The following is a 20,684-nucleotide window of genomic DNA, read 5'->3' as shown; positions in this document are numbered from 1 at the left end:
TTGTTTCGTGTGGCGGTGTCGAGGCCGGCATGGTAATAGTCTGCTGAAATTTTATTTTGTCTTAAAAACTGAGCTGATTCCACCACCTGTTTTCTTGTTTTCCCATAGACAATTCCGCTGCCCGGAATTTTTTTTACCAAACTCAGCAAACTGTTATATTTTGATTCTGAGTGGACTACAGCATAAATCAGGTTTTCGCGGTTGAAACTTTTTTCAAAGACTTTGACATTTTTCAGATTCAGTTTTGAAATGATATCCTGTCTGACTTCGGGGGTGGCTGTGGCGGTTAATGCCAGAACAGGCACTTCGGGTAAATATTCCCTGATATTGGCTATTTCGAGGTATGCCGGGCGGAAATCATATCCCCATTCAGAAATACAGTGGGCTTCATCGACAGCCAGCAGGCTGACGGGCATTTTTTCCACTTTCAATCTGAAACTTTCGGTCTGAAGGCGCTCGGGAGAAACGTAAAGCAGTTTATACTGCCCGAAAGCAGCATTATTTAAGGTGTTTTCAATTTCCGTATAGCTCATTCCTGTAAAGACGGCTGCGGCAGGTATTTTTTTTGACCTCAGCGATTCGACCTGATCCTTCATCAGGGCAATGAGTGGGGAAACAACAATGCACATCCCTTCCAGGTAAAGTGCAGGAACCTGATAACACACTGATTTCCCGCCACCTGTAGGCATCAGGGCAAGGGTGTCGTTAACTGTCAGAACAGATTGGATAATATCAAGCTGAAGCGGGCGGAAGGAAGTGGTTCCCCAATACTGATTCAGTATTTGCTTCAGTTTTTCAATCAAGTCGTTAAAATTCAATAAATTCAAAGCCTGTATAAGGCAACAGTTTATCTGGAATCAGTACTTTATTGTCCTGCTGATGATGCTCGAGAATAGCTGCGACAATACGGGGTAAAGCGAGTGCACTTCCGTTAAGTGTGTGGGCTGTCTGGTTTTTGCCATTCTCATCCTTGTACCGCAATCTCAGACGGTTTGCCTGAAAAGATTCAAAATTTGAAACAGAGCTGACTTCCAGCCATCGCTGCTGTCCGAAGGAATAGACCTCAAAATCATATGTCATGGCTGAGGCAAAACTCATATCTTTTCCGCATAGTCTGATGATTCTGAAAACAAGTCCTAATTCAAGCAGAATATTTTCGACATGGGAAACCATTTCTTCGAGGGCAGTGTAAGATTTTTCAGGGGTTGTTATCTGGACGATTTCAACTTTATCGAACTGATGAAGTCGATTTAGCCCACGTACATTTTTACCATACGAACCGGCTTCTCTGCGGAAACAGGGTGTATATCCGGTAATTTTAACAGGTAAATCTTTGATATCTAATATTTTATCCCTGTAAATATTTGTAAGCGGGACTTCTGCTGTGGGGATCAGGTAAAAATTGTCTTCATTGATGAAGTACATCTGTCCGTCTTTATCGGGAAGCTGACAGGTGCCAAAAGCAGATTCCCTGTTGACAAAAACAGGGGGTTCAATTTCTGTGTATCCGGCATTGACAGCATGGTCGAGAAAATAATTAATAAGTGCCCGTTGTAGTTTTGCTCCTTTTCCACGATAAACTGGAAAACCTGAGCCGGTAATTTTAACTCCTGTCTCAAAATCGATAATACCAGATTTTTCAGCTATTTCCCAATGGGGAAGGTTTTCAGATGAAGCGATTTCGCCATGTTGACGGATCAGCTGATTGTCGGCTTCGCTTTCTCCCTTGATGACCAATGGATGTGGTAAATTAGGGATTTCCAGTAAAATGTCATTCAGTTCATTGACGATAGTCTGAAGTTGTGTTCCCTCAGCATTTATTCTTTCTTTGAGTTCAACTGACTTGTTTTTCAATACATTAGCTTTTTCTTTTTCGCCTTTCTGAAATAAAATGCCGATTTCCTTTGAAATACGGTTCATCTCGGCCTGAAGCCTGTCGCTCTCACTTTGAGTTTTTTTTCGTTCGGCATCAAGTTCAATAATCTTGTCGATTAATTCAGTGTTTTTAAAATGTTTGATGTCGAGAAGCCTGACAACTTCATCTTTCTTTTGGGTAATTGTTTGTAAAGTAAGCATAAACGGGATTTTTATCAGCCGGCAAATTTAGACTTAAAAATTCGTTATTCTGGTTTGTGCGACTTTAATTACGGGTTTTTATTTTTTCAAAAAGGAATAACGAATTCCTATTTGCAGGACTAAACAGAATCTATGGATGATCAGCAAAAGACAAACGCATTAATGCTGTAAAAGTGTTATTTTTGCTTAGTCTTTTAAAACAGGGTAAAAAGATTGTATTTTTGAAACACAGGAAAAAAAAAGGAATTGAATCCGTTTGGATAGCCGTTTGTCTGATATGTCTCGGAATGGTTTTTCCTTTTTCAGCTTATCCTCATGGGGACCTGATTTTCATTGAAAATAAAGGTCAATGGGAGCCTAATGTCCGATACAGGGCGGATTTGGGAGGAGGGATTCTTTTCATAGAAAACAACAGGCTTAGCTATTTGTTTTATGATGCAGAAAAGATTCATGAAATTGAGCATCAGAAACTTGATTTCGCAGTGGTCAAGGCTCATTCACTCAGAGTCAGTTTTCTGGGAAGCAATGAAAATCCTTCAATCATCGGGTTAGAACAATTACCTTATTACTATAATTATTTTCTGGGAAATGACAGGTCGAAATGGGCATCAGGTGTTAATCTGTTTAGATCTGTTTTGATAAAAAACATTTATCCGGGAACAGACATCGAACTGACTTCAACAGATAACTTGTTTAAATACAACATAATTCTTCATCCCGGAGCAGACCCGAAACAAATTAAATTGAAGTATGAAGGCTCTGATAAAATCAGCATGGAAAATAACATCCTGAAAATAATGACTTCAATGGGTGTTGTAACCGAGCAAATGCCTGAGGTGTATGTTTTGATAGGTAACGAAAAACATCCGGTTGGCTGTGAATACATGCTGAAAGAGAATGTGCTGAGCTTCAGCATACCCGATGGCAGCGACAGAAATTACCGTACTGTTATAGATCCTGTGGTCATTTTTTCATCTTATTCAGGCTCGCTGGCTGATAATTTCGGATACACTGCCACTTACGATGATTCAGGCTATGCTTATAGTGGTGGAACCGTCTTCAGCATGGGGTTTCCGGTAACAACGGGTGCATTCCAGCTGACGTTTGCAGGTGGTCACAGCGGAAATGTATTTGGTTCAGGGATGGGAAGAGATATCGGGATTTTAAAATACAGGCCTGATGGACGATCTTTGGTGTATGCCACTTACCTGGGAGGCAGCGGAAATGAGGACCCGCACAGCATGGTAGTGGATAAAAATTTTAATCTGATTATTTTCGGGAACACTTCTTCAAAGAATTTTCCAATTGGCAACAAATTTTACGATAGCTCCTTCAACGGTAGTTATGATATTTTTCTGGCAAAATTTTCCCTTGACGGAAAATCTCTGCTTGCCTCTACTTATTTGGGAGGCAGCGGGGAAGATGGCTTAAACGGTTATTATATTCAGCCGCCAAGCGGACCCAACCAGAGTGAATTGGGTTTTAATTATGGTGACAGCTATCGGGGTGAAGTCAATATTGACAGTAAAAACAGGATTCTGGTGATGACTACAACCAAATCGTCTGATTTTCCGGTAACTTCAGGCTGTTTTCAATCCACTTACGGAGGTGGGCTTCAGGATGCCGTAGTATGTCGTTTTTCCAACGACCTCGATACCTTACAAAAAGCCTCATTTATTGGCGGCCTTCAGGATGATGCCGGATATGGGCTTGCTGTCAATTCCAAAGATGAGATTTATGTTTGCGGAGGTACACGCAGTACGGATCTGAAAACTACCACCGGCAAATACCAGCCATCTTATCAGGGCGGAGTGGCCGATGGCTTTATTTATTACATCAGTGAAGATTTTCAGCAGGCAAAATCAGCAACTTATTTTGGTACAAACGCTTATGATCAGGTCTATTTTGTCCAGCTCGATGCCAATGATTTTGTGTATGTTACAGGTCAAACCAAAAGTGATAATTTCCCTGTAAAAAATGTCAAGTACTCTAAATCCAAAGGCAAAATATTTATCAGTAAACTTAATCCCGGACTTGATTCTCTGATTTATTCCACCGTAATCGGTTTGGGAGGTACCAATCCTGAACTTTCACCTTCCGCATTTCTGGTCGATATCTGCGAAAGAGTTTATTTTTCCGGATGGGGAGGAGGAGCCAACAACAGCATGAGCAGAAATACAAACAGCTATACAACAGGTTTGCCGGTTACTTCTGATGCTTTTCAAAAATCCACCGATGGCTCTGATTTTTATGTATGTGTGTTTTCAAAAGATATTCAGAGCCTTCTTTATGCAACTTTTTTCGGGGGAAACCTGAGTGAAGACCATGTGGATGGAGGTACCAGCCGTTTTGATAAAAAAGGAGTGGTCTATCAATCAGTATGTGCAAGCTGTGGAGGCTACGATCATGATTTTCCGACTTATCCGGGTAATGTCCATTCTACCACCAATAACAGTCCCAATTGTAACAATGCCATCTTTAAAATTGACCTCGATATTCCCGATTTACTTGCTGATTTCAGCATCGATACTATTTTTTGTCTGGCAGATTCCACGCATATCATCAACAAAACAGTTGGCGGTGCCGAATATTTCTGGGATTTTGGTATTTCGTGGCGGACAGATGATACCTTGTCAGCTTTTGAGCCCAGGTTTCACTATCCTGATACCGGTACATACAAAGTAACCCTGATTGCAAGAAACATCAACACCTGCGACCAGGCGGATACTACCTTCCAGTACGTCAGAGTTTACAACCAGTCGGAAGCAGATTTTATCTGGCAGCCGGGGGTATGCAGAAATGAGATTTCTTTTGAGGCAAAAAGCAAGTACAGTAATGATTTCCGGTGGAATTTCGGAGATCCTAAAAGTGCCGTCAATCATAGCAATTTACCAAAACCCATTCATGTTTATTCCGACACAGGGACCTATCAGGCGACATTGATTGTGGATTCGGGAACTGTTTGTGAATACAGAATTAGCAAAACCATATATATTGACCAGCTCCCGATTGCCGGGTTTTCTTTTACTGTTGATACCTGTAATGGTAATGCCTTGTTTCTCAATAAGTCGCAACAAGCCTCATCGTATTTCTGGGATTATGGAGATGGAGATACCTCAAAAAATGACAATCTGATGCACAAGCATAAATATCAGACAGCTGACTCTTTTCATGTTACCCTGATTGCCATGCCCAATACGGTTTGTGCTGACACGGTTTATTCCGACATCGTATTGAAAATTAACCCTGCCAATGCACTCATCCTGCTCGATACCTGCAGGCTAACAGCTTCTTTTTACGGTATCTCACCTTACAGTACCAATAGCGGATGGTGGGATTTCGGTGATGGGAACGATACAGCCATGATTGATACTGTATTAAATTATCAATTTGCTAAGCCAGGCCTTTATCAGATAACTTTTTTGGCAAACAACGGAACATTATGTATTGACACCGTTATCAGGATACTTGAAATTCCTCCTTTACCGATAGCCATGTTTTCTGATTCAGTTTTCCTCTGTTCCACTGATGTCAGATTTATCAACCAGTCGCAACATGCTGTTAAATTTTACTGGGATTTCGGTAACGGACAGACAGGCAGTTCTAAAGATACATTTTTTATCACCTATAAAGACCCAGGGAAATATACCATAAGGCTGGCAGCAGTTTCATCTTCGCAGTGCAGGGATACCATGACAGATACCATTGATATTGAACATCTTGCAAAAGCTGATTTTCAGCCTTTCTGGGATACCTGTACCAACCGGGTTAAAATTTACAACAAATCCTCAAAAGGGGGTGCCTGTAACTGGTTTTTTGGGGATGGGACAAGTGAAATAAATTCTTCATCAATCTTTTACCATCATTACGATACAAGCGGAATCTTCAGGGATACCATGAGGGAATATCAGATATTGCTGGTTGTTACAGATGGTCCATGTACCGACAGTCTGATACAAAAAGTATTGATTTATAGTAGTCCTTCAGCCGATTTTTCAGTAAAATACGACAGCTGTGAGCCGACAGCTCTTTTTGAGGCTCAATCTCATGGAGCAGTGAATGTATTCTGGGATTTGGGCGATACTACCATCAAAGACAAAAGCCGCTTTTTATACAAATATGCCGGAAAAGGAGAATACTGGGTTAAATTTGTCATGAACAGGGATACTTTCTGTGCCGATTCGGTAAGCAAAAAAATTAAGGTGGGGGAATATGAACCGGAGAAAATTGAAATCCCCAATGTATTTACACCCAACAATGACGGCATTAATGAAATTTATACCATCAAGGGGATGAATTTTCTGTGCGACAACTATGAGTTCTATATATTCAACCGTTGGGGACAACTGGTATTTAAAGCTGTAAATGAGCCCATCTGGTGGGATGGTAAATACAATGGAATACCGTTATCTCCATCCACTTACTACTATATTTTTAAAAGCAGGTATTTTGAAACATCAGGTACTATCACGCTTATCCGTTAGAATATCAGCCGCTTGGTTTACTTATCCCCTTATTGTTGAAAAAAATTTTTATGGAATTCTGAAAGATTGAAATCATTAGAGGAAATTTGCGTTTAAAATAAAAGCCAGGCAGACGTTGAGTATGAATAATTTACCAAAATACATTGTTGAATTATTGTTAAGACACGATTGTGTCATCATACCTGGTTTTGGTGCTTTCATTGCCAATTATCAGCCATCGAAAATAGTTGACGGCAAAATATATCCTCCTTCCCGGAATGTGGTTTTTAACCCAAGCCTTGTTTCCAATGACGGACTTTTATTTCATTTTCTGGCTGAAAAAAATAAAATGAGTTATGAAGAAGCTTCTGCAACAGGACGGAGGATGATTCAGGAATGGCAGGAAGTTTTACAAAAAGGAGAAACCATCAGTATCAACAAGCTGGGGGAACTTCAGCAGACAGAACACGCTAAAATCATATTCAGTCCTTATTATTCATTCAACTTTCTGACCGAATCCTACGGACTTGAAGCCATCGGGGTCAAAGAAGTAAACCGAAGCAGGCTTATCCCTGAAGCTATCGACCTGAAGCCAAAACCCAGGGTCAGGAGAGGCAGAGTGAAATCAGGGAACAGAAAAGTTTTATATTATTCACTGGCTTTTTATTTTCCGGTGCTTGTTATTCTTTGGGGTATGTTTTTACTGAAAGAGCCTTTTACCGGAGAAATGGCATCGTTTGTCCCAACGGGAAATGAAATTCAGCAGGGAAAGACAATGGTTGAAAAACAACAGCTTGTTACGCCAGTTATTCAGGAACCGGAAATAAAACCGGATGCAACATCGAAACAGAAGGCTGAAAATATCCCTGATGAGCCTTTTATTCCTCACTATTTCATTATTTGCGGATGCTTTAAAGAAATGCAAAATGCTGAGAAATATAAGGCTGATCTGATTCAGCGGGGCTTTTCAGATACGGAGATTATAGCTGATGGAGTTTATCAGAGGGTTAGCCTGAAAAGTTTTAGCGTTGCTGATTCTGCACAAATCTTTGTCAATGAACTTAAAAGTAAGGAAAATTTATCAGTTTGGATCTTAAATAAATAATATGAAAGGAATTTTATTACAGGCCGATTCTCTTGCGAATAACGCACAACAGGTAACCAATAAGCTGAGTTTGCTTGATTTGTCAATGAAAGGGGGGATTATGATGATTCCCATCGCCATTTTGTTTGTCATTGCTGTTTATATTTTTATTGAGCGCTACATGGTCATCAGGCGTTCTGCAGAAATTGACGACAACTTTATGAACAAAATCAGGGATTTGGTCATCAATGGAAATATTGAGGGAGCAAGGTCTCTTTGTCTGTCTAAAGACAGTCCGATTGCCCGAATGCTTGAAAAGGGGATATCCAGGATAGGGAATCCCCTGAAAGACATAACTACCTCCATTGAAAATGTAGCCAATCTGGAAGTATTTAAAATGGAGAAAAAGCTGGCAACGCTGGCCACCATTGCCGGTGCAGCACCCATGCTGGGGTTTTTAGGTACAGTTACCGGAATGATAAAAGCTTTCTGGCAATTGTCCCAAGCCGGAAGCAATATTGTCCCTGAACAACTGGCAGGAGGTATTTATGAAGCCATGATCACCACTGCTGCCGGTCTTATTGTCGGGATTCCTGCCTATTTTGGCTATAATATTCTGGCCACAATGATTAAAAAGGTAGTTTTCAAAATGGAAGCTACTTCCGTTGAATTTATTGATGTACTTCATGAACCTGTTTGATTATGGCAATAAAAAGAACAACTGACATCAAGCCTGATTTTAACATGGCTTCAATGACAGATATTATTTTTCTGTTGCTGATATTTTTTCTGCTCTCTTCCAATTTTGTTACTCCAAACGCCATTAAGCTAATCCTTCCCAAGGCTACTACTGAAAAATTACCTGTAAAAATTGTCAATCTTTCCGTAACGGAGAATCTTCAATACTATATTGATAATGAACAGGTTTCCTATGATCAGATTGAAAATAAACTGCGTTCGATGGTTTCTGACATTCAGGATATTTCAATTGTGCTGCGGGTGGACGAGCGAGTCAGACATGGTGATTTTGTAAAGGTCTTAAAATCATGCAATAAAGTAACCTCGAGGGTCGTTATTGCTACGATGCCGGAATAAATCTAAAGCAATGAAAACAAGCAGAAATGAAGATCTGGCCAGCCCGAAAGACAGAATAACAGCTGTTTCCGGAACGATTATTTTGCTGGTTCTGATTTTTGTTGTAGCAATTATTTTTGGCTTTAAGTCAACTACTTCAGTCACTGAAACAGAAGGCGCTTATGTGTTACTGGGAACAACTGAATTTGGTTCTCCCGGAGAAAGTGCTCCGCAATATTCTGATTATCAACCTGAACCGAGTCAACCGGCTACTTCGCAACCTGTGGTTGAAACTCCGGTAATATCGCAGCAGGTGGAAGAAACGCCCGTTACGGTTCCCAAGGCTGAAGAAAAGAAAACTAATCAAGTTCAAAACACAGAGCCTGCAAAGGAAGAAAAGAAAGCCAATCCAAAATTTCAGTTTCAATCCGGCAATACAGGGGGTCAGAAAGGAAATACGGAAACACCCGGAGACCAGGGAAGTAAAACGGGTAATCCGGATGCATACAAATATGGCACAGGAGGTGGAAGTGGCTATTCATTTAACCTAAGTGGGCGGACAGTTTTACTGGCACCTCCAAAAATCGAAGACAACTCACAGCAAACAGCAAAAATAGTCATAGAAATTGAAGTCAACAGAAACGGAACCGTTATTTCAGCCACACCAGTCTATAAATACGGAGCGACAACTGCTGTAGGTCCGCTGGCCGAAAAAGCTGCTGCAGCTGCCATGAAGGTTAAGTTTTCACCCAATCCGGATGCTCCGGAAGTTCAATACGGAACCATTACCTTTAACTTTAAGCTCAATTAACCTTTACTTGAAATAATGCCTGTATTCCCGTTCGAGATTGAGGAAAACGGCAATCATCATGGTAAAACTTAATAAGGAAGTTCCACCCCTGCTGATAAAGGGAAGCGGGATCCCGATTACCGGCAAAATACCCAGTGTCATACCGATATTGATGGTAAAATGAATCAGCAAAACAGATAGAATTCCGTAACCATAAAGTCTTGTAAATCTTAATTTATGGTTTTCTGAAATGGATAAAATTCTCAGAATCAGTCCGGTGAAAAGTAAAATGATGGTCAACCCGCCTAATAGCCCAAATTCTTCCCCGATAGTACAGAAAATGAAATCGGTACTTTGTTCCGGGATGAAATTAAGTTTGGTTTGTGTGCCGTTCAGATAACCTTTACCCAAAACACCACCTGACCCGATAGCTATTAATGACTGATGGACATTGTATCCTGACCCTTTCAGGTCGATTTCTTTTCCAATCAGAACATTTATTCTGGATTGCTGATGGGGCAGTAAAACATGGTCAAAGACATAATTTACACTAAAAGTAATGAGAATGCCGGTTAAAAGTGCTACCAGTGTTAACCAGAGTGCTTTCCGCTTATCGAATGAAAAAAGATAAAAAAACAGGGCAATGACCGTCAACCCGATAGAAGTATAGAGGGTTCCGGCAATGAGTGTGATAATAAACAACACAGCAGCAGCAAGTGGCAGAAAGATTACCCAGCCCGGTAAACCCTCTCTGTAAAGAACAAGTATAAAAGAAACAAAAACAAGTGCAGAGCCGAAATCACGTTGCAATAATATAAGGCCGAGCGGGATAAGAATGATTAAAGTTGCAACGAACAGATCCCTTTTATTTGCTAAATTGACATTACTGCTATCGAGGAAACGGGCAAGTGCAAGGGCAGTCCCGAATTTGGCCAGCTCTGCAGGTTGCATACTGAATCCGCCTAAGATCAGCCATGATTTTGAACCTGAAATGGTATGTCCGAGGGCAAGTGTAACTACCAGTAACAATAAAGTTGCAGCATAAATAACATAACTCAGGTTGATAAAAATACGCACATCGATAATGGAAATGATGGCAAAAATAACAATACATCCTGCCAGCCACATCAGCTGTTTGCCGAATGCAGAATCCCATGAAAATAGCTGTTCTGAATTCGGATTATATTCAGCACTGAATATGCTTGCCATTCCAATCAGCACCAAAGCAATGAAAATTGCAAAGACTGTTCTGTCGAAGTTTCGCTGATATCCGCTATATTCCATATTCAATCTGTTTGTTCTTCCGTTTCTTCATGTTCAGGTTCGGTATGCGAGGTGCTGCTTTCATTTGAACGGTTTTTCCCAAGCATAATGTCTTCAATCCACTTTGTTTTTTCATTTTCCTGACGGATAAGATAGCGTTCAATCAGCAGGAAGCTTATCGGAGCTGCCCAATGAGCTCCCTGACCGGCATTTTCAACTACTACTGCTATGGCAATCTGCGGATTAAACTTAGGTGCAAAGCATATAAAGACGGAATGTTCTTTCCCATGCGGGTTTTGAGCTGTTCCGGTCTTGCCACAAATTTCATAATCCTTAAAGTAAGGCCCATACCTGATGGCAGTTCCGGTAAGTGGAACATCCTGCATGGCATTCGCCACCTTTTCAAAATAGGCAGGCAGAATATTGACACTATGCTTTTCAAACTGAAGTTCACGTTGAAGATTATCAATTTCAATGGCTTTGACTGCATGAGGTGTGTAATAAAAACCACGGTTGGCAATGATGGCAGCTACATTGGCCATTTGTATGGGTGTCAGGCTTATTTCGGCCTGCCCGATAGCCAGCGAAAGAATGTTGGAGGATTTCCACCTGTTTTTACCATAAATTTTGTCATAGCGGGCTGTAGTCGGCAATATTCCTTTTGATTCATTAGGAAGGTCAATTCCTGTTTGTTTTCCGATGCTGAATTCTGTCAGGTTTTGACGCCAGTTGTTGAATCCCTGGTAAATGTTTGAATATTTTCTCAGGTCAACCACATTCCTGAAAACCTGACAAAAAAATGCATTGCAGGAATAAACTATGGCATAATGCACATCGAGCGGAGAGGGGTGGGGATGACAGCCAATTCTCAGACTTCCCAGCGAATAGCCCCCATTACATGGAATGGTGGTTATGTCTGTAATCACATTTTCCTTAAGTCCGATCAAGGCCATCACTACCTTGAAAGTTGAACCCGGAGGATACATGGCTGTAAGGGCACGGTTGAAGAGAGGTTTGTCTTTGTCAATCAGGAGGGAATGATAATTTTTTGCCCTATCACGGCCAAGCAGTAAGGAGGGTGAATAATAAGGCGCACTGACAAGGGCAAGCAGTTCTCCGGTTGCTGGCTGAATAGCCACTACAGCTCCTTTTTTTCCGGCCATCAGTTTTTCAGCATAGGTCTGAATTTCTATATCAATGCCTGTTATCAGGTTACTTCCGGGAACAGCCTGTTTGTCCTGACTCCCTTTCATGTAACTGCCTTGTTCCGTATTGTGAACATCCACCAAAATATATTTTTCTCCGTTGACGCCTTTTAACCAGTTTTCATAACTTTTTTCTATCCCGCTGATGCCTATCATGTCTCCCCGGTGATAATTACCACCCGATTCGTCAATGTCTTTTTGAGTTACTTCCCCGACATAGCCCAGGAGATGGGCAGCCGTCTCTTCGGGATATTTCCGCATGGATCGGGGTTGGGCATAAAATCCATGATATTTATAAAGACATTCCTGCACAAGGCCATAGGTTTTGAGCGAAATATTTTTCAGAAAGACAGATGGTTTTCGCCAGGAGTAATCACAGGCAAGTTTGAACAGACTATCGTATTCCCTTGCGGAAATATTCAGAATATTTAAAAGTTCAGTTTTATCAACACTTTCTTCCACCTGATAAGGAGTAACCAGCAGGTCGTAAACAGCCTGATTACTGGCCAGCACTTTTGAGTTCCTGTCGAAAATAATTCCTCGTGGCGGATAGATTATGCGTTTCTGCAAAGCATTTTCACGGGCAAAAATCTTATATTTACCCGTCAGTACCTGAAGATAAAACAGTCTCAGAAAAAAGATTATTCCTATAGCAATGACAAAATAAATAATAACTTTTTTTCTGTCCTGATAAATAATCATCTCGGTTCTGACTGTTTAAAAAGCAGTGCAAGTTCGTAAATAATTATTACTAATGCAGAAACAAAAGTTGAAAAAAAGGATTTAAAGATGGTATAAAAAAAGTCTCTGAATCCCCCTGCATCAAGCATATACATCGTCAGATGATGTATAAAGATGATAATCAGGAGGTAAGTCAGATAGCTCTGAATTCCGAGAAACCTGATGCCCGGCAAAGCATTTTTACTTTCTTCGTCAATGTCAGTTATGCCGGATAAAATAAACGGTCTCAGAAAAGCTATGAGCGTACTGGCAATGGTATGAATGCCATAGGAAATGCTGAATATGTCAATGGCCAGTCCGGTCAGAAAACCAATAATTAAAATAGTTATTTTGTTGAGCCCAACCGGAAGGAATAAAATGACAAGCAGATATAAGTATGGATGTACTTTGTTGAATATCAATATATTGTTGAGTACCAGTAGTTGTACAAGTATGATGAGAATTGTATGAAAAATCAATATGACAGGAGTATTATTTCTCATCGCTGAATTGTTTTTCGAGTAATTCAAGCTCCAGCCAGTCAGTATTTTCAATCAGGAAAACTCTTTTCAGGTTTTTGATATTGTCATATAGTCTGACTTTAATATCCAAAAGACTACTATTGGAGCTGACGTCAAAATCTTCGATAACTCCGACAGGAGTGTTTTCGGGAAAGTAACGGGAATAAGGACCCACCACCACATGCTGACCTTTTGCAATTTTAATCTGATTGGGTATATCGGTCAATATCATATACTTTGGCGATTTTCCGTCCCATGTCAGAGAACCCAGTTCACCTGTTTCAAGGATTTTTGCGTTTACCCTGAATTTTTTACTCAAAACTGACAAAGCCAGAGAATAATTTTCCGAAACCTGCATTAAAACACCTGCTATCCCTGAAGTGCTCATTACACCCATTTGTTCATGAATACTGTCTTTTCTCCCTTTATCGATGATAATGAAATTGTTAGAACCTGAAAGTGTGTTGTTGATGATTTTTGCAGTTTTTAGCCGGTACTGCAGCTTTTTCACCGTATCAATAACGATAGAGTCATTAGCCGGTTCTTCCCCTGAGGCATAAACAAGTTCCCTGAGTCTTGCATTTTCTGCCATGAGGCTGTCGGCTACCTGATGCAGCCTGAAATAAGATCTGACAGATGCAATTTGACGGAAAATACTTCCATTTACTTCCTGGAAAGCATAATTTAGTTTTGACTGATGAAAAGGGGAGGAACTTGTCAGGATAATAAACCCGATGATCTCAAGCAGAATGAAAAGAATGGGGTAATGATATTTCCTGATAAATTGAAAAAGTCGTATCATATCACCCCTGTATTATTCAACTGTCAGGAAATCAAGAATTTAAATCTATGCATGTTTTTAAGTGCGATGCCGGTACCACGGGCGACAGCTCTGAGGGGGTCGTCAGCTACATGTACGGGGAGTTTATTTTTATCTGAAATTCGTTTGGCCAAACCACGCAATAAGGCCCCTCCACCTGTCAGGTAAAGCCCGTTTTGATAAATATCGCCCGATAATTCTGCCGGAGCTACTTCAAGTACCTTTAAAATGGCTTCTTCCACTTTTGAAATGGATTTATCAAGGGTTTGTGCTATTTCGGCATAATTGACCGAAACCTGCTTGGGAATGCCTGTCATCAGGTCTCTTCCACTGACAAGATAATTTTCAGGCGGGTTTTCAAGCTCGGTGAGGGCTGAACCTACCTCGATCTTAATTTTTTCTGCAGAGCGTTCGCCAACCTGAATATTGTGTTCACGCCTCATATAATCGATGATGTCGGCAGTAAATTCGTCTCCGGCAATACGTATCGACTGATTACATACGATTCCTCCCAAGGCTATGACAGCAATTTCCGTGGTTCCACCGCCTATATCGATAACCATATTTCCGACAGGTTCTTCCACATCAATGCCAATCCCTATTGCAGCAGCCATAGGTTCATGAATAAGTTTGACTTCCTTGCATCCTGCTTTTTCAGCCGAATCCTTGACAGCCCGTTTTTCTACTTCTGTAATACCGGAAGGAATGCCAATGACCATTCTCAGGTGAGGAGAAAACAAGGTTCTTTTGCGTTTTACCATGCCGATCATGCCACGAAGCATCAGCTCAGCTGCATAAAAATCAGCTATAACCCCGTCTCTCAAAGGCCTGATGGTTTTTATGTCATCATGCGTTTTGCCGTGCATTTGCATGGCATTCCTGCCGATAGCAATAACTTTCTTTGTGTTGTTATCTATCGCAATGATTGACGGCTCCTCTACGGCAATTTCGTCATTATAAATAATTATGGTGTTTGCTGTTCCTAAGTCAATGGCTAAATCCTGTACAAATAATGATTTTACTCCCATCTTGTTTAATGTTTAAAATGTCTGTATCCTGTGAAAACCATCGGTAAGCCATTCTGGTTGCAGAAATCAATGGAATCCTGATCTCTGACCGACCCACCGGGCTGAATTATGGCTGAAATTCCTTCTTTAAAAGCAGTTTCAACGGAATCGGCAAAGGGGAAATAAGCATCTGACGACAAAACTGAGCCTTTCAGATCAAAGCCATATTCCTTTGCTTTTGAAATAGCTTGTTTCAGTGCATCAATTCTGCTGGTCTGACCCATTCCCGCACCGATCATCTGTTTGTTTTTAACTATGACGATGGCATTTGATTTTAAATGTTTGACTATCTTATTGGCAAAAAGCATATCCTCAATTTGCTCAGCGGTAGGCTTTGCTTCGGTTACGTATTTGAGGTCTTCGGCTATTTCGCTTTTGGTGTCTCTGTCCTGAACGAGTAATCCGAAAAGACTGGTTCTGATTTCTTCTTTGGGCAGGTTGCTGTTATTCAGTTGCAATATGATTCTGTTTTTCTTCGTTTTCAGTACTTCCAATGCATTTGCATGATATCCGGGGGCAATCACTACTTCAAAAAAGAGTTTATCCATTTCCTGAGCAGTTGCCAGGTCGATAACCTCGTTGGTTACAATAATTCCTCCAAAAGCTGAAACGGGATCACCTGCCAGTGCATCTTTCCATGCCTGGGTGAGATTTTCACGGGAAGCCAGTCCGCATGGATTTAAGTGTTTGATGATGGCTACCGTGGTCTGTTTAAATTCATTGATAAGTCTGAAAGCTGAGTCAATATCGAGCAGGTTGTTGTATGAAATCTGTTTGCCATGGTGCTGAAAAAATGCTTCATCGATGTCTCCATAAAACATGGCCTGCTGATGTGGATTCTCTCCGTAACGAAGTTTTGTGGAGCTGCCAAAACTTCTTTTCAGAAATTCATGTGTTTCGGATGAAAAATACTGATGTATTTCGGTATCGTAGGCAGAGCTGACATTAAATGCCTGAATGGCAAGCAGTTTACGATCCTGCAGCTCGGAATAACCGTTTTTTTTCATTAACAAATCGAGCAGAAATGAGTATTGGTTTTTTGACGGAACCACAAGAACATCTTCAAAATTTTTCGCAGCGGCACGTATCAGCGAAATGCCACCGATGTCAATCTTTTCAATAATTTCAGCTTCTGATGCCCCGGATGCTACTGTTTCAGAAAAGGGATAAAGGTCAACAATCACTAAATCAATGTCTTCTATCTTGTATTTTTCCTTTTCAGCCATATCCGACTGATTATCTCTCCGGTTTAATATTCCTCCAAAGATAGCAGGGTGAAGGGTTTTGACTCGTCCGTCAAAAATGGATGGATATGAAGTGAGTTCTTCAACAGCAACTGCCTGAAAACCCATGCTTTTTATGTAAGTATAAGTTCCTCCTGTCGAAATGATTTTTACACCCAGACGGGTAAGTTCCTCAAGAATAGGAAGTAATCCCTCCTTGTTATATACACTGATTAAGGCTGATTTTATCTTTTTCACAAATAATCTTACTTTTTTCCGTTCTGCAAATATCCATTAATAAATTTGTAAACAATAGGCAATCAGAAAATTTCACAGTTTTTTTGAAATTAATTATTGATGAAAAAGCAAGGTGAAATACCTGATAAAGGATAGGTTGAAAAGATGAAATCTTTTCTTGTAATCATTTGATCTTCAACAGATAACATTGACAAATATTTGTCTGTAGAATCATTTTGTCCATATTCTTGCTGCTTGAAATAAGAAATCAGGATATTTTGAAGTTGTCAAAGTTGCGCAAAATAGATTAGAAAAAGCCGGAATTTGATGGATCACTATTCCTGAGATTTCCGGAAGTCGGAAAGAAAACGTTCAAGGCCGGAATCGGTCAGCGGATGGTTCAGCAATTTCAGGATAGCGTCAGGGGGACAGGTTACCACATCGGCACCAGCTTCAGCACATTGAACTATATGGAGGGGGTGACGGATAGAGGCTGCCAGTATGAGTGTGTCGTAACCCTGAATATCGTAAATATTAACAATCTGATGGATGAGCTGAATACCTTCCTGAGAAATGTCGTCAAGCCTGCCGATAAATGGTGAGATATAGGTGGCACCTGCTTTTGCTGCCAGTATAGCCTGTCCGGCTGAAAAAACCAGCGTACAATTGGTTTTTATGCCTTCTTCTTTCAGTATCTTAATCACTTTCAGCCCTTCTCTGGTCATCGGAATTTTGACTACGATGTTTCCTGAAATAGCGGCCAGCTTATGCGCCTCATTCAGCATACCGTCAAAATCAACGGCAATGACTTCAGCACTGACGTCCCCTTCTGTCAGTCTGCAAATTTCTTCATAATGTTTCAGGATGTTTTTTTCTCCTTTGATACCTTCCTTTGCCATCAGGCTGGGATTGGTAGTTACACCATCGAGAATACCGAGTTCTTTGATTTCCTGAATGGCTTTCAAATTGGCTGTATCAGCAAAAAACAACATGATGAATGATTTTGGCAGGTTAGAAAGAAAAAGGTAAGCTTACTGTATCGCACCGCTCAACCAGTTGAACCTTGCTGCCTTCCGACCCTGGGATTACAAAAGGGAGCTGGTCGTACAGGGCTTACCCGGGTGCAAAGGTAAAACGTTTTTTTAAATGAAGTGAAATTTTGAAGAAAATTAACTTATATTGCTGAAAATCTTTAACTTAAATAGTAAAAGAATGATAGAGGGCTTTTTTTTGTTTCTTCTGCTTACATATCGGTTTTAAGATGAGGCTAATATAAATAATCAAATCGTATTTCGACTTTTCGAAACATTTTCTGTACCTCTTCCGATTGATCGGCCAGGTCGGCTTTAGACTCTCCCACTGCACCGATTTCGATACGGTCAACCCCTATTCCGTATGCAAGCAGAAAATCCATGGCAGAGCCTGCCCGCATTTCAGATAATTTCTGATTCTGATTTTCATTGCCTATGCTACAGGTATATCCGGTAATAATCACCTTCAATTCCTGATTCTGTTCGAGAATTTTTACCACTTCTTCCATTACCGGTTTTGACTCTCCGCTGATCATATAACTGTTAAGTTTGAAATAAATGGTAAGCGGTTTGGGCAGCATGGCTTCCAGCTCTTCTTTGCTCATGATTCGGGTGAAATAAATGTCGCTCATTTCCGAAGACCGGTTTGAACTGAACCAGATGTTGTTTCCCTGCATGAAATAATAGGCATCAAAACCGCGCGAATTGATTTTATTGCCAAGATTGACAGGAGGAGCCCATTTTTTCCAGGTGTCATCCAGTCTGGTGCTCATGAAAATATCTGCACTACCGAGTCCTCCCCTGCCGGCAGTAGCAAAATAAAGGGTTCTGGTATCATCCGACAGAAAGGGGGAAATGTCGTAGTTACCAGTGTTGACAGTACTTCCCAGATGAACGGGTGACGACCATTTGTCGTTGATTTTCAAAGAAACGTACAAATCTTCTTCTCCCAGGGAATTTTCAAGTTTTGCAGAAATAAGCAATATATTTTCATCGGGATGCATGTAAAAGCCATAGAAATCACTTTGAGGGTCAAGTCCGGGAATATCCAGCGGAACAGGCGATTCTGTCTTGCCGGGCTCATAAACTGATATACCGGCTTTCATTTTGTCTTTCCATACATATTGATTCAGGAGGTAAAGCCTTTTCCCATCTCTGCTGACGCCTACTACAGCATTGTTGTTGTTGTTGTTCAGGTTAAAGACATTATTTTCTGCCTCTGCCCATGACGATTTGCTGCCGGATGATCTCCATATATCCTGCCCGGCTTCTTTTCCTCCATTGTTTCTGTTGTAAAATGTTCTCACAAAGTACATTGTTCCGCCTTCGGATGTCAAAACAGGCATACTTTCTTCTGCATCGGTGTTGATTTTGGCATCCAGCCTGACAGGGTCGGCAAAGCGGGGCAGGGGACTTTGCCCTGAGCCTGTTTTGATTATCAACAATATTACTGAGATAAGTAAAACTTTTTTCATCATCGGGCATTTTAAAATGTCATTCCTAAAAGCAATTCATGGCTGCCGGCAGTATTGTTAAACAAAACATTGGTATTCAGGCTGTAAGAATAGCCTACGTTAATTTTGTTCCATTTTATACCAAACATGAGGAGGGCAGAGTTGTTGAGCCGGTAAGCTATTCCTCCCCAATATCTATCGGTGTACAAAAGAGTATTTAGCTCGACAAGCGGATCAATCCCTTTCAGATAACGGACGATCAGACTGGGATTAAGTTTCAGCTTACCTTGTTTTATACTCATTTTGTATTGAGCTGAAAGAAAATGATGAAGCTGAATCTGATAAGGATTACTTTCGGAGCGTAGCCAAATCTGATTCCCCAATATCTGATGTGCAGAATAAGAAATCATCCATTTGGATGAGTAAAGTAAAATGCCGCCATTCAGGTTGATAAAAGAAGTTGAATAGTTTTGATTGATGAATTGCTGAAGTGTTTCGTCCAAAGGAATATCGGGGATCAGCCCATCTTTGTTAAAGCTGAAATTCACGAGTCCGGCACTTAAACCAATTGCTGCTGTGTTTTTTTCATTCAGGCGGTAGTGAAGGCTGTAAGAGAGTCCGGTGTTAAGTTTCTTCATCTGTCCGTACGCGTCATTGGATATAAATGCCCCTGTCCCGTGAATGATTTTTGATGCTTTCGGTTTTCCGACTGTAGAATATTTTCCCGGCTGGCTGATTCGCAAAGAGTATTGTTTATAAACTTTTGCCGGCCTTTTACCCAATCGGGAATAAACATTAAAATAATAAGACTGAGGACTTTTTGTTATGCCCGCATATTGCTTTAAGTAACACAAATTCAGATGAATATTTTCGTCATAACCAGCAAAGGCAGGATTGATGACGTACATATCAACCGGGCTCTGTTGATAAAGCATAACTTGCTGTGCGGGCAGCCTTCCTGAGCCAAAGACAAGCCACGCTGTCAGCAACCATAAATAGATTTTTGTTCTCATGCGATTCCTTTTTATCTGATGATAGTCAGATCCCCTTTAAAAGCTTTAAGATTATCATTCGGATTATCAACGACATAGAGATAAGTTCCGGCAGGCACCTCCTTCCCCTTATATTCTCCGTTCCATGGAGTCTCATATCCTTTTGAAAAGTAAACTTCCTGTCCCCACAGCGTGAAGACATGAACTTCCCAGTCACTGAGTTTTTTCAGGCCTTTTATATTCCATGTATCGTTGGTGTTTTTACTGTCAGCGTTGCCGGGCGTAAAAACGGTCGGGATAAAAATCTCGTTTTTTACTTCGACAAGAATGGAATCTTCCGCTGTACATCCATACTGATTGGTTACCTGAACATGATAACGGATGGTATTTTCGGGATTAACTACCGGACCGGAAGAAGTTACATCATTGATGAATGAGTCAGGTGACCACTTGAAAATCAGGTTTTTATCATCTGCCTGAGGACTCAGGACTATTGATTCACCATAATAGACAAAAGTATCATTTCCTGCTTCAATTTTTGGTGCAGGGCTGACCAGGACATTAAAAGAACAGGTATTCTTATTCCCTGCCAGATCAGTTACCTCATAGACTTCCGTAGTTGTGCCGTAAGGAAAAGCTTTGCCACTGCCAATGCCGGAAATCA

The 20,684-nt window shown here is 40.8% G+C and carries 17 protein-coding genes; 5 read left to right on the top strand and 12 right to left on the bottom strand.

The genetic code is table 11. The features are described from left to right. Together GX437_07860 and serS are read right to left on the bottom strand one after the other, a co-directional pair. A partial coding sequence (locus GX437_07860) for an ATP-dependent DNA helicase RecQ (GenBank protein ID NLJ07568.1) occupies nucleotides 1–800 on the bottom strand: 800 nt, incomplete at its 3' end. A 7-nt stretch (nucleotides 801–807) separates the two neighbouring features. Continuing rightward, nucleotides 808–2,076, bottom strand: coding sequence for a serine--tRNA ligase (gene serS / locus GX437_07855; GenBank protein ID NLJ07567.1), 1,269 nt, complete (start codon nucleotides 2,074–2,076; stop codon nucleotides 808–810). A 221-nt stretch (nucleotides 2,077–2,297) separates the two neighbouring features. Between serS and GX437_07850 the strand changes: the two genes are divergently transcribed. The 5 genes from GX437_07850 (at nucleotide 2,298) to GX437_07830 (ending at nucleotide 9,508) form a co-directional block, all read left to right on the top strand. Continuing rightward, on the top strand, nucleotides 2,298–6,560 hold the full coding sequence (locus tag GX437_07850) for a PKD domain-containing protein (protein ID NLJ07566.1): 4,263 nt from the start codon (nucleotides 2,298–2,300) through the stop codon (nucleotides 6,558–6,560). 121 nt (nucleotides 6,561–6,681) lie between these two features. Then, nucleotides 6,682–7,644: a hypothetical protein gene (locus tag GX437_07845; GenBank protein NLJ07565.1), complete on the top strand. Its 963-nt coding sequence runs from the start codon at nucleotides 6,682–6,684 to the stop codon at nucleotides 7,642–7,644. A gap of 85 nt (nucleotides 7,645–7,729) precedes the next feature. Continuing rightward, nucleotides 7,730–8,323 (top strand): MotA/TolQ/ExbB proton channel family protein, encoded by a 594-nt coding sequence (locus GX437_07840; GenBank protein NLJ07564.1) that lies wholly within the window; start codon nucleotides 7,730–7,732, stop codon nucleotides 8,321–8,323. A gap of 2 nt (nucleotides 8,324–8,325) precedes the next feature. Continuing rightward, complete coding sequence (locus GX437_07835; GenBank protein NLJ07563.1) at nucleotides 8,326–8,718, top strand: biopolymer transporter ExbD; 393 nt, start codon at nucleotides 8,326–8,328, stop codon at nucleotides 8,716–8,718. Nucleotides 8,719–8,728: 10 nt separating this feature from the next. Further along, nucleotides 8,729–9,508, top strand: a complete 780-nt coding sequence (locus GX437_07830) for a hypothetical protein (protein ID NLJ07562.1) — start codon at nucleotides 8,729–8,731, stop codon at nucleotides 9,506–9,508. A gap of 3 nt (nucleotides 9,509–9,511) precedes the next feature. Here GX437_07830 and rodA read toward each other — a convergent pair whose 3' ends face one another. The 10 genes from rodA to GX437_07780 form a co-directional block, all read right to left on the bottom strand. Next, on the bottom strand, nucleotides 9,512–10,771 hold the full coding sequence (gene rodA, locus GX437_07825; GenBank protein NLJ07561.1) for a rod shape-determining protein RodA: 1,260 nt from the start codon (nucleotides 10,769–10,771) through the stop codon (nucleotides 9,512–9,514). 2 nt (nucleotides 10,772–10,773) lie between these two features. Further along, nucleotides 10,774–12,657 carry a penicillin-binding protein 2 gene (mrdA, locus tag GX437_07820; protein ID NLJ07560.1) on the bottom strand — a complete coding sequence of 628 codons (1,884 nt, stop codon included), beginning with the start codon at nucleotides 12,655–12,657 and terminating at the stop codon, nucleotides 10,774–10,776. Then, nucleotides 12,654–13,178 (bottom strand): rod shape-determining protein MreD, encoded by a 525-nt coding sequence (gene mreD / locus GX437_07815; protein ID NLJ07559.1) that lies wholly within the window; start codon nucleotides 13,176–13,178, stop codon nucleotides 12,654–12,656. Before mreD ends, mrdA begins: the two co-directional genes overlap by 4 nt. Beyond that, the gene (gene mreC / locus GX437_07810) at nucleotides 13,168–13,998 is read right to left on the bottom strand and encodes a rod shape-determining protein MreC (GenBank protein NLJ07558.1); all 831 of its coding nucleotides are present in this window, start codon (nucleotides 13,996–13,998) and stop codon (nucleotides 13,168–13,170) included. Before mreC ends, mreD begins: the two co-directional genes overlap by 11 nt. A 23-nt stretch (nucleotides 13,999–14,021) precedes the next feature. Further along, nucleotides 14,022–15,044, bottom strand: coding sequence for a rod shape-determining protein (locus GX437_07805; protein ID NLJ07557.1), 1,023 nt, complete (start codon nucleotides 15,042–15,044; stop codon nucleotides 14,022–14,024). 5 nt (nucleotides 15,045–15,049) lie between these two features. Beyond that, nucleotides 15,050–16,564, bottom strand: coding sequence for a bifunctional phosphoribosylaminoimidazolecarboxamide formyltransferase/IMP cyclohydrolase (gene purH / locus GX437_07800; GenBank protein NLJ07556.1), 1,515 nt, complete (start codon nucleotides 16,562–16,564; stop codon nucleotides 15,050–15,052). A 314-nt stretch (nucleotides 16,565–16,878) separates the two neighbouring features. Further along, nucleotides 16,879–17,535, bottom strand: coding sequence for a fructose-6-phosphate aldolase (gene fsa, locus GX437_07795; protein NLJ07555.1), 657 nt, complete (start codon nucleotides 17,533–17,535; stop codon nucleotides 16,879–16,881). Between the two features lie 275 nt (nucleotides 17,536–17,810). Continuing rightward, entirely contained in the window at nucleotides 17,811–19,052 is a 1,242-nt protein-coding gene (locus GX437_07790; GenBank protein ID NLJ07554.1) for an OmpA family protein, read from the bottom strand. 8 nt (nucleotides 19,053–19,060) lie between these two features. Continuing rightward, on the bottom strand, nucleotides 19,061–20,041 hold the full coding sequence (locus tag GX437_07785; GenBank protein NLJ07553.1) for a PorP/SprF family type IX secretion system membrane protein: 981 nt from the start codon (nucleotides 20,039–20,041) through the stop codon (nucleotides 19,061–19,063). Between the two features lie 11 nt (nucleotides 20,042–20,052). After that, the coding region (locus GX437_07780; protein NLJ07552.1) for a T9SS type B sorting domain-containing protein at nucleotides 20,053–20,684 on the bottom strand (632 nt) is incomplete at its 5' end.

The organism is Sphingobacteriales bacterium, from assembly GCA_012517435.1.
In the GTDB taxonomy this organism is placed as follows: Bacteria; Bacteroidota; Bacteroidia; order CAILMK01; family JAAYUY01; genus JAAYUY01.
The sequence above is the reverse complement of the archived record's forward strand: the minus strand, read 5'-3'. Positions and strand labels throughout refer to the sequence as shown.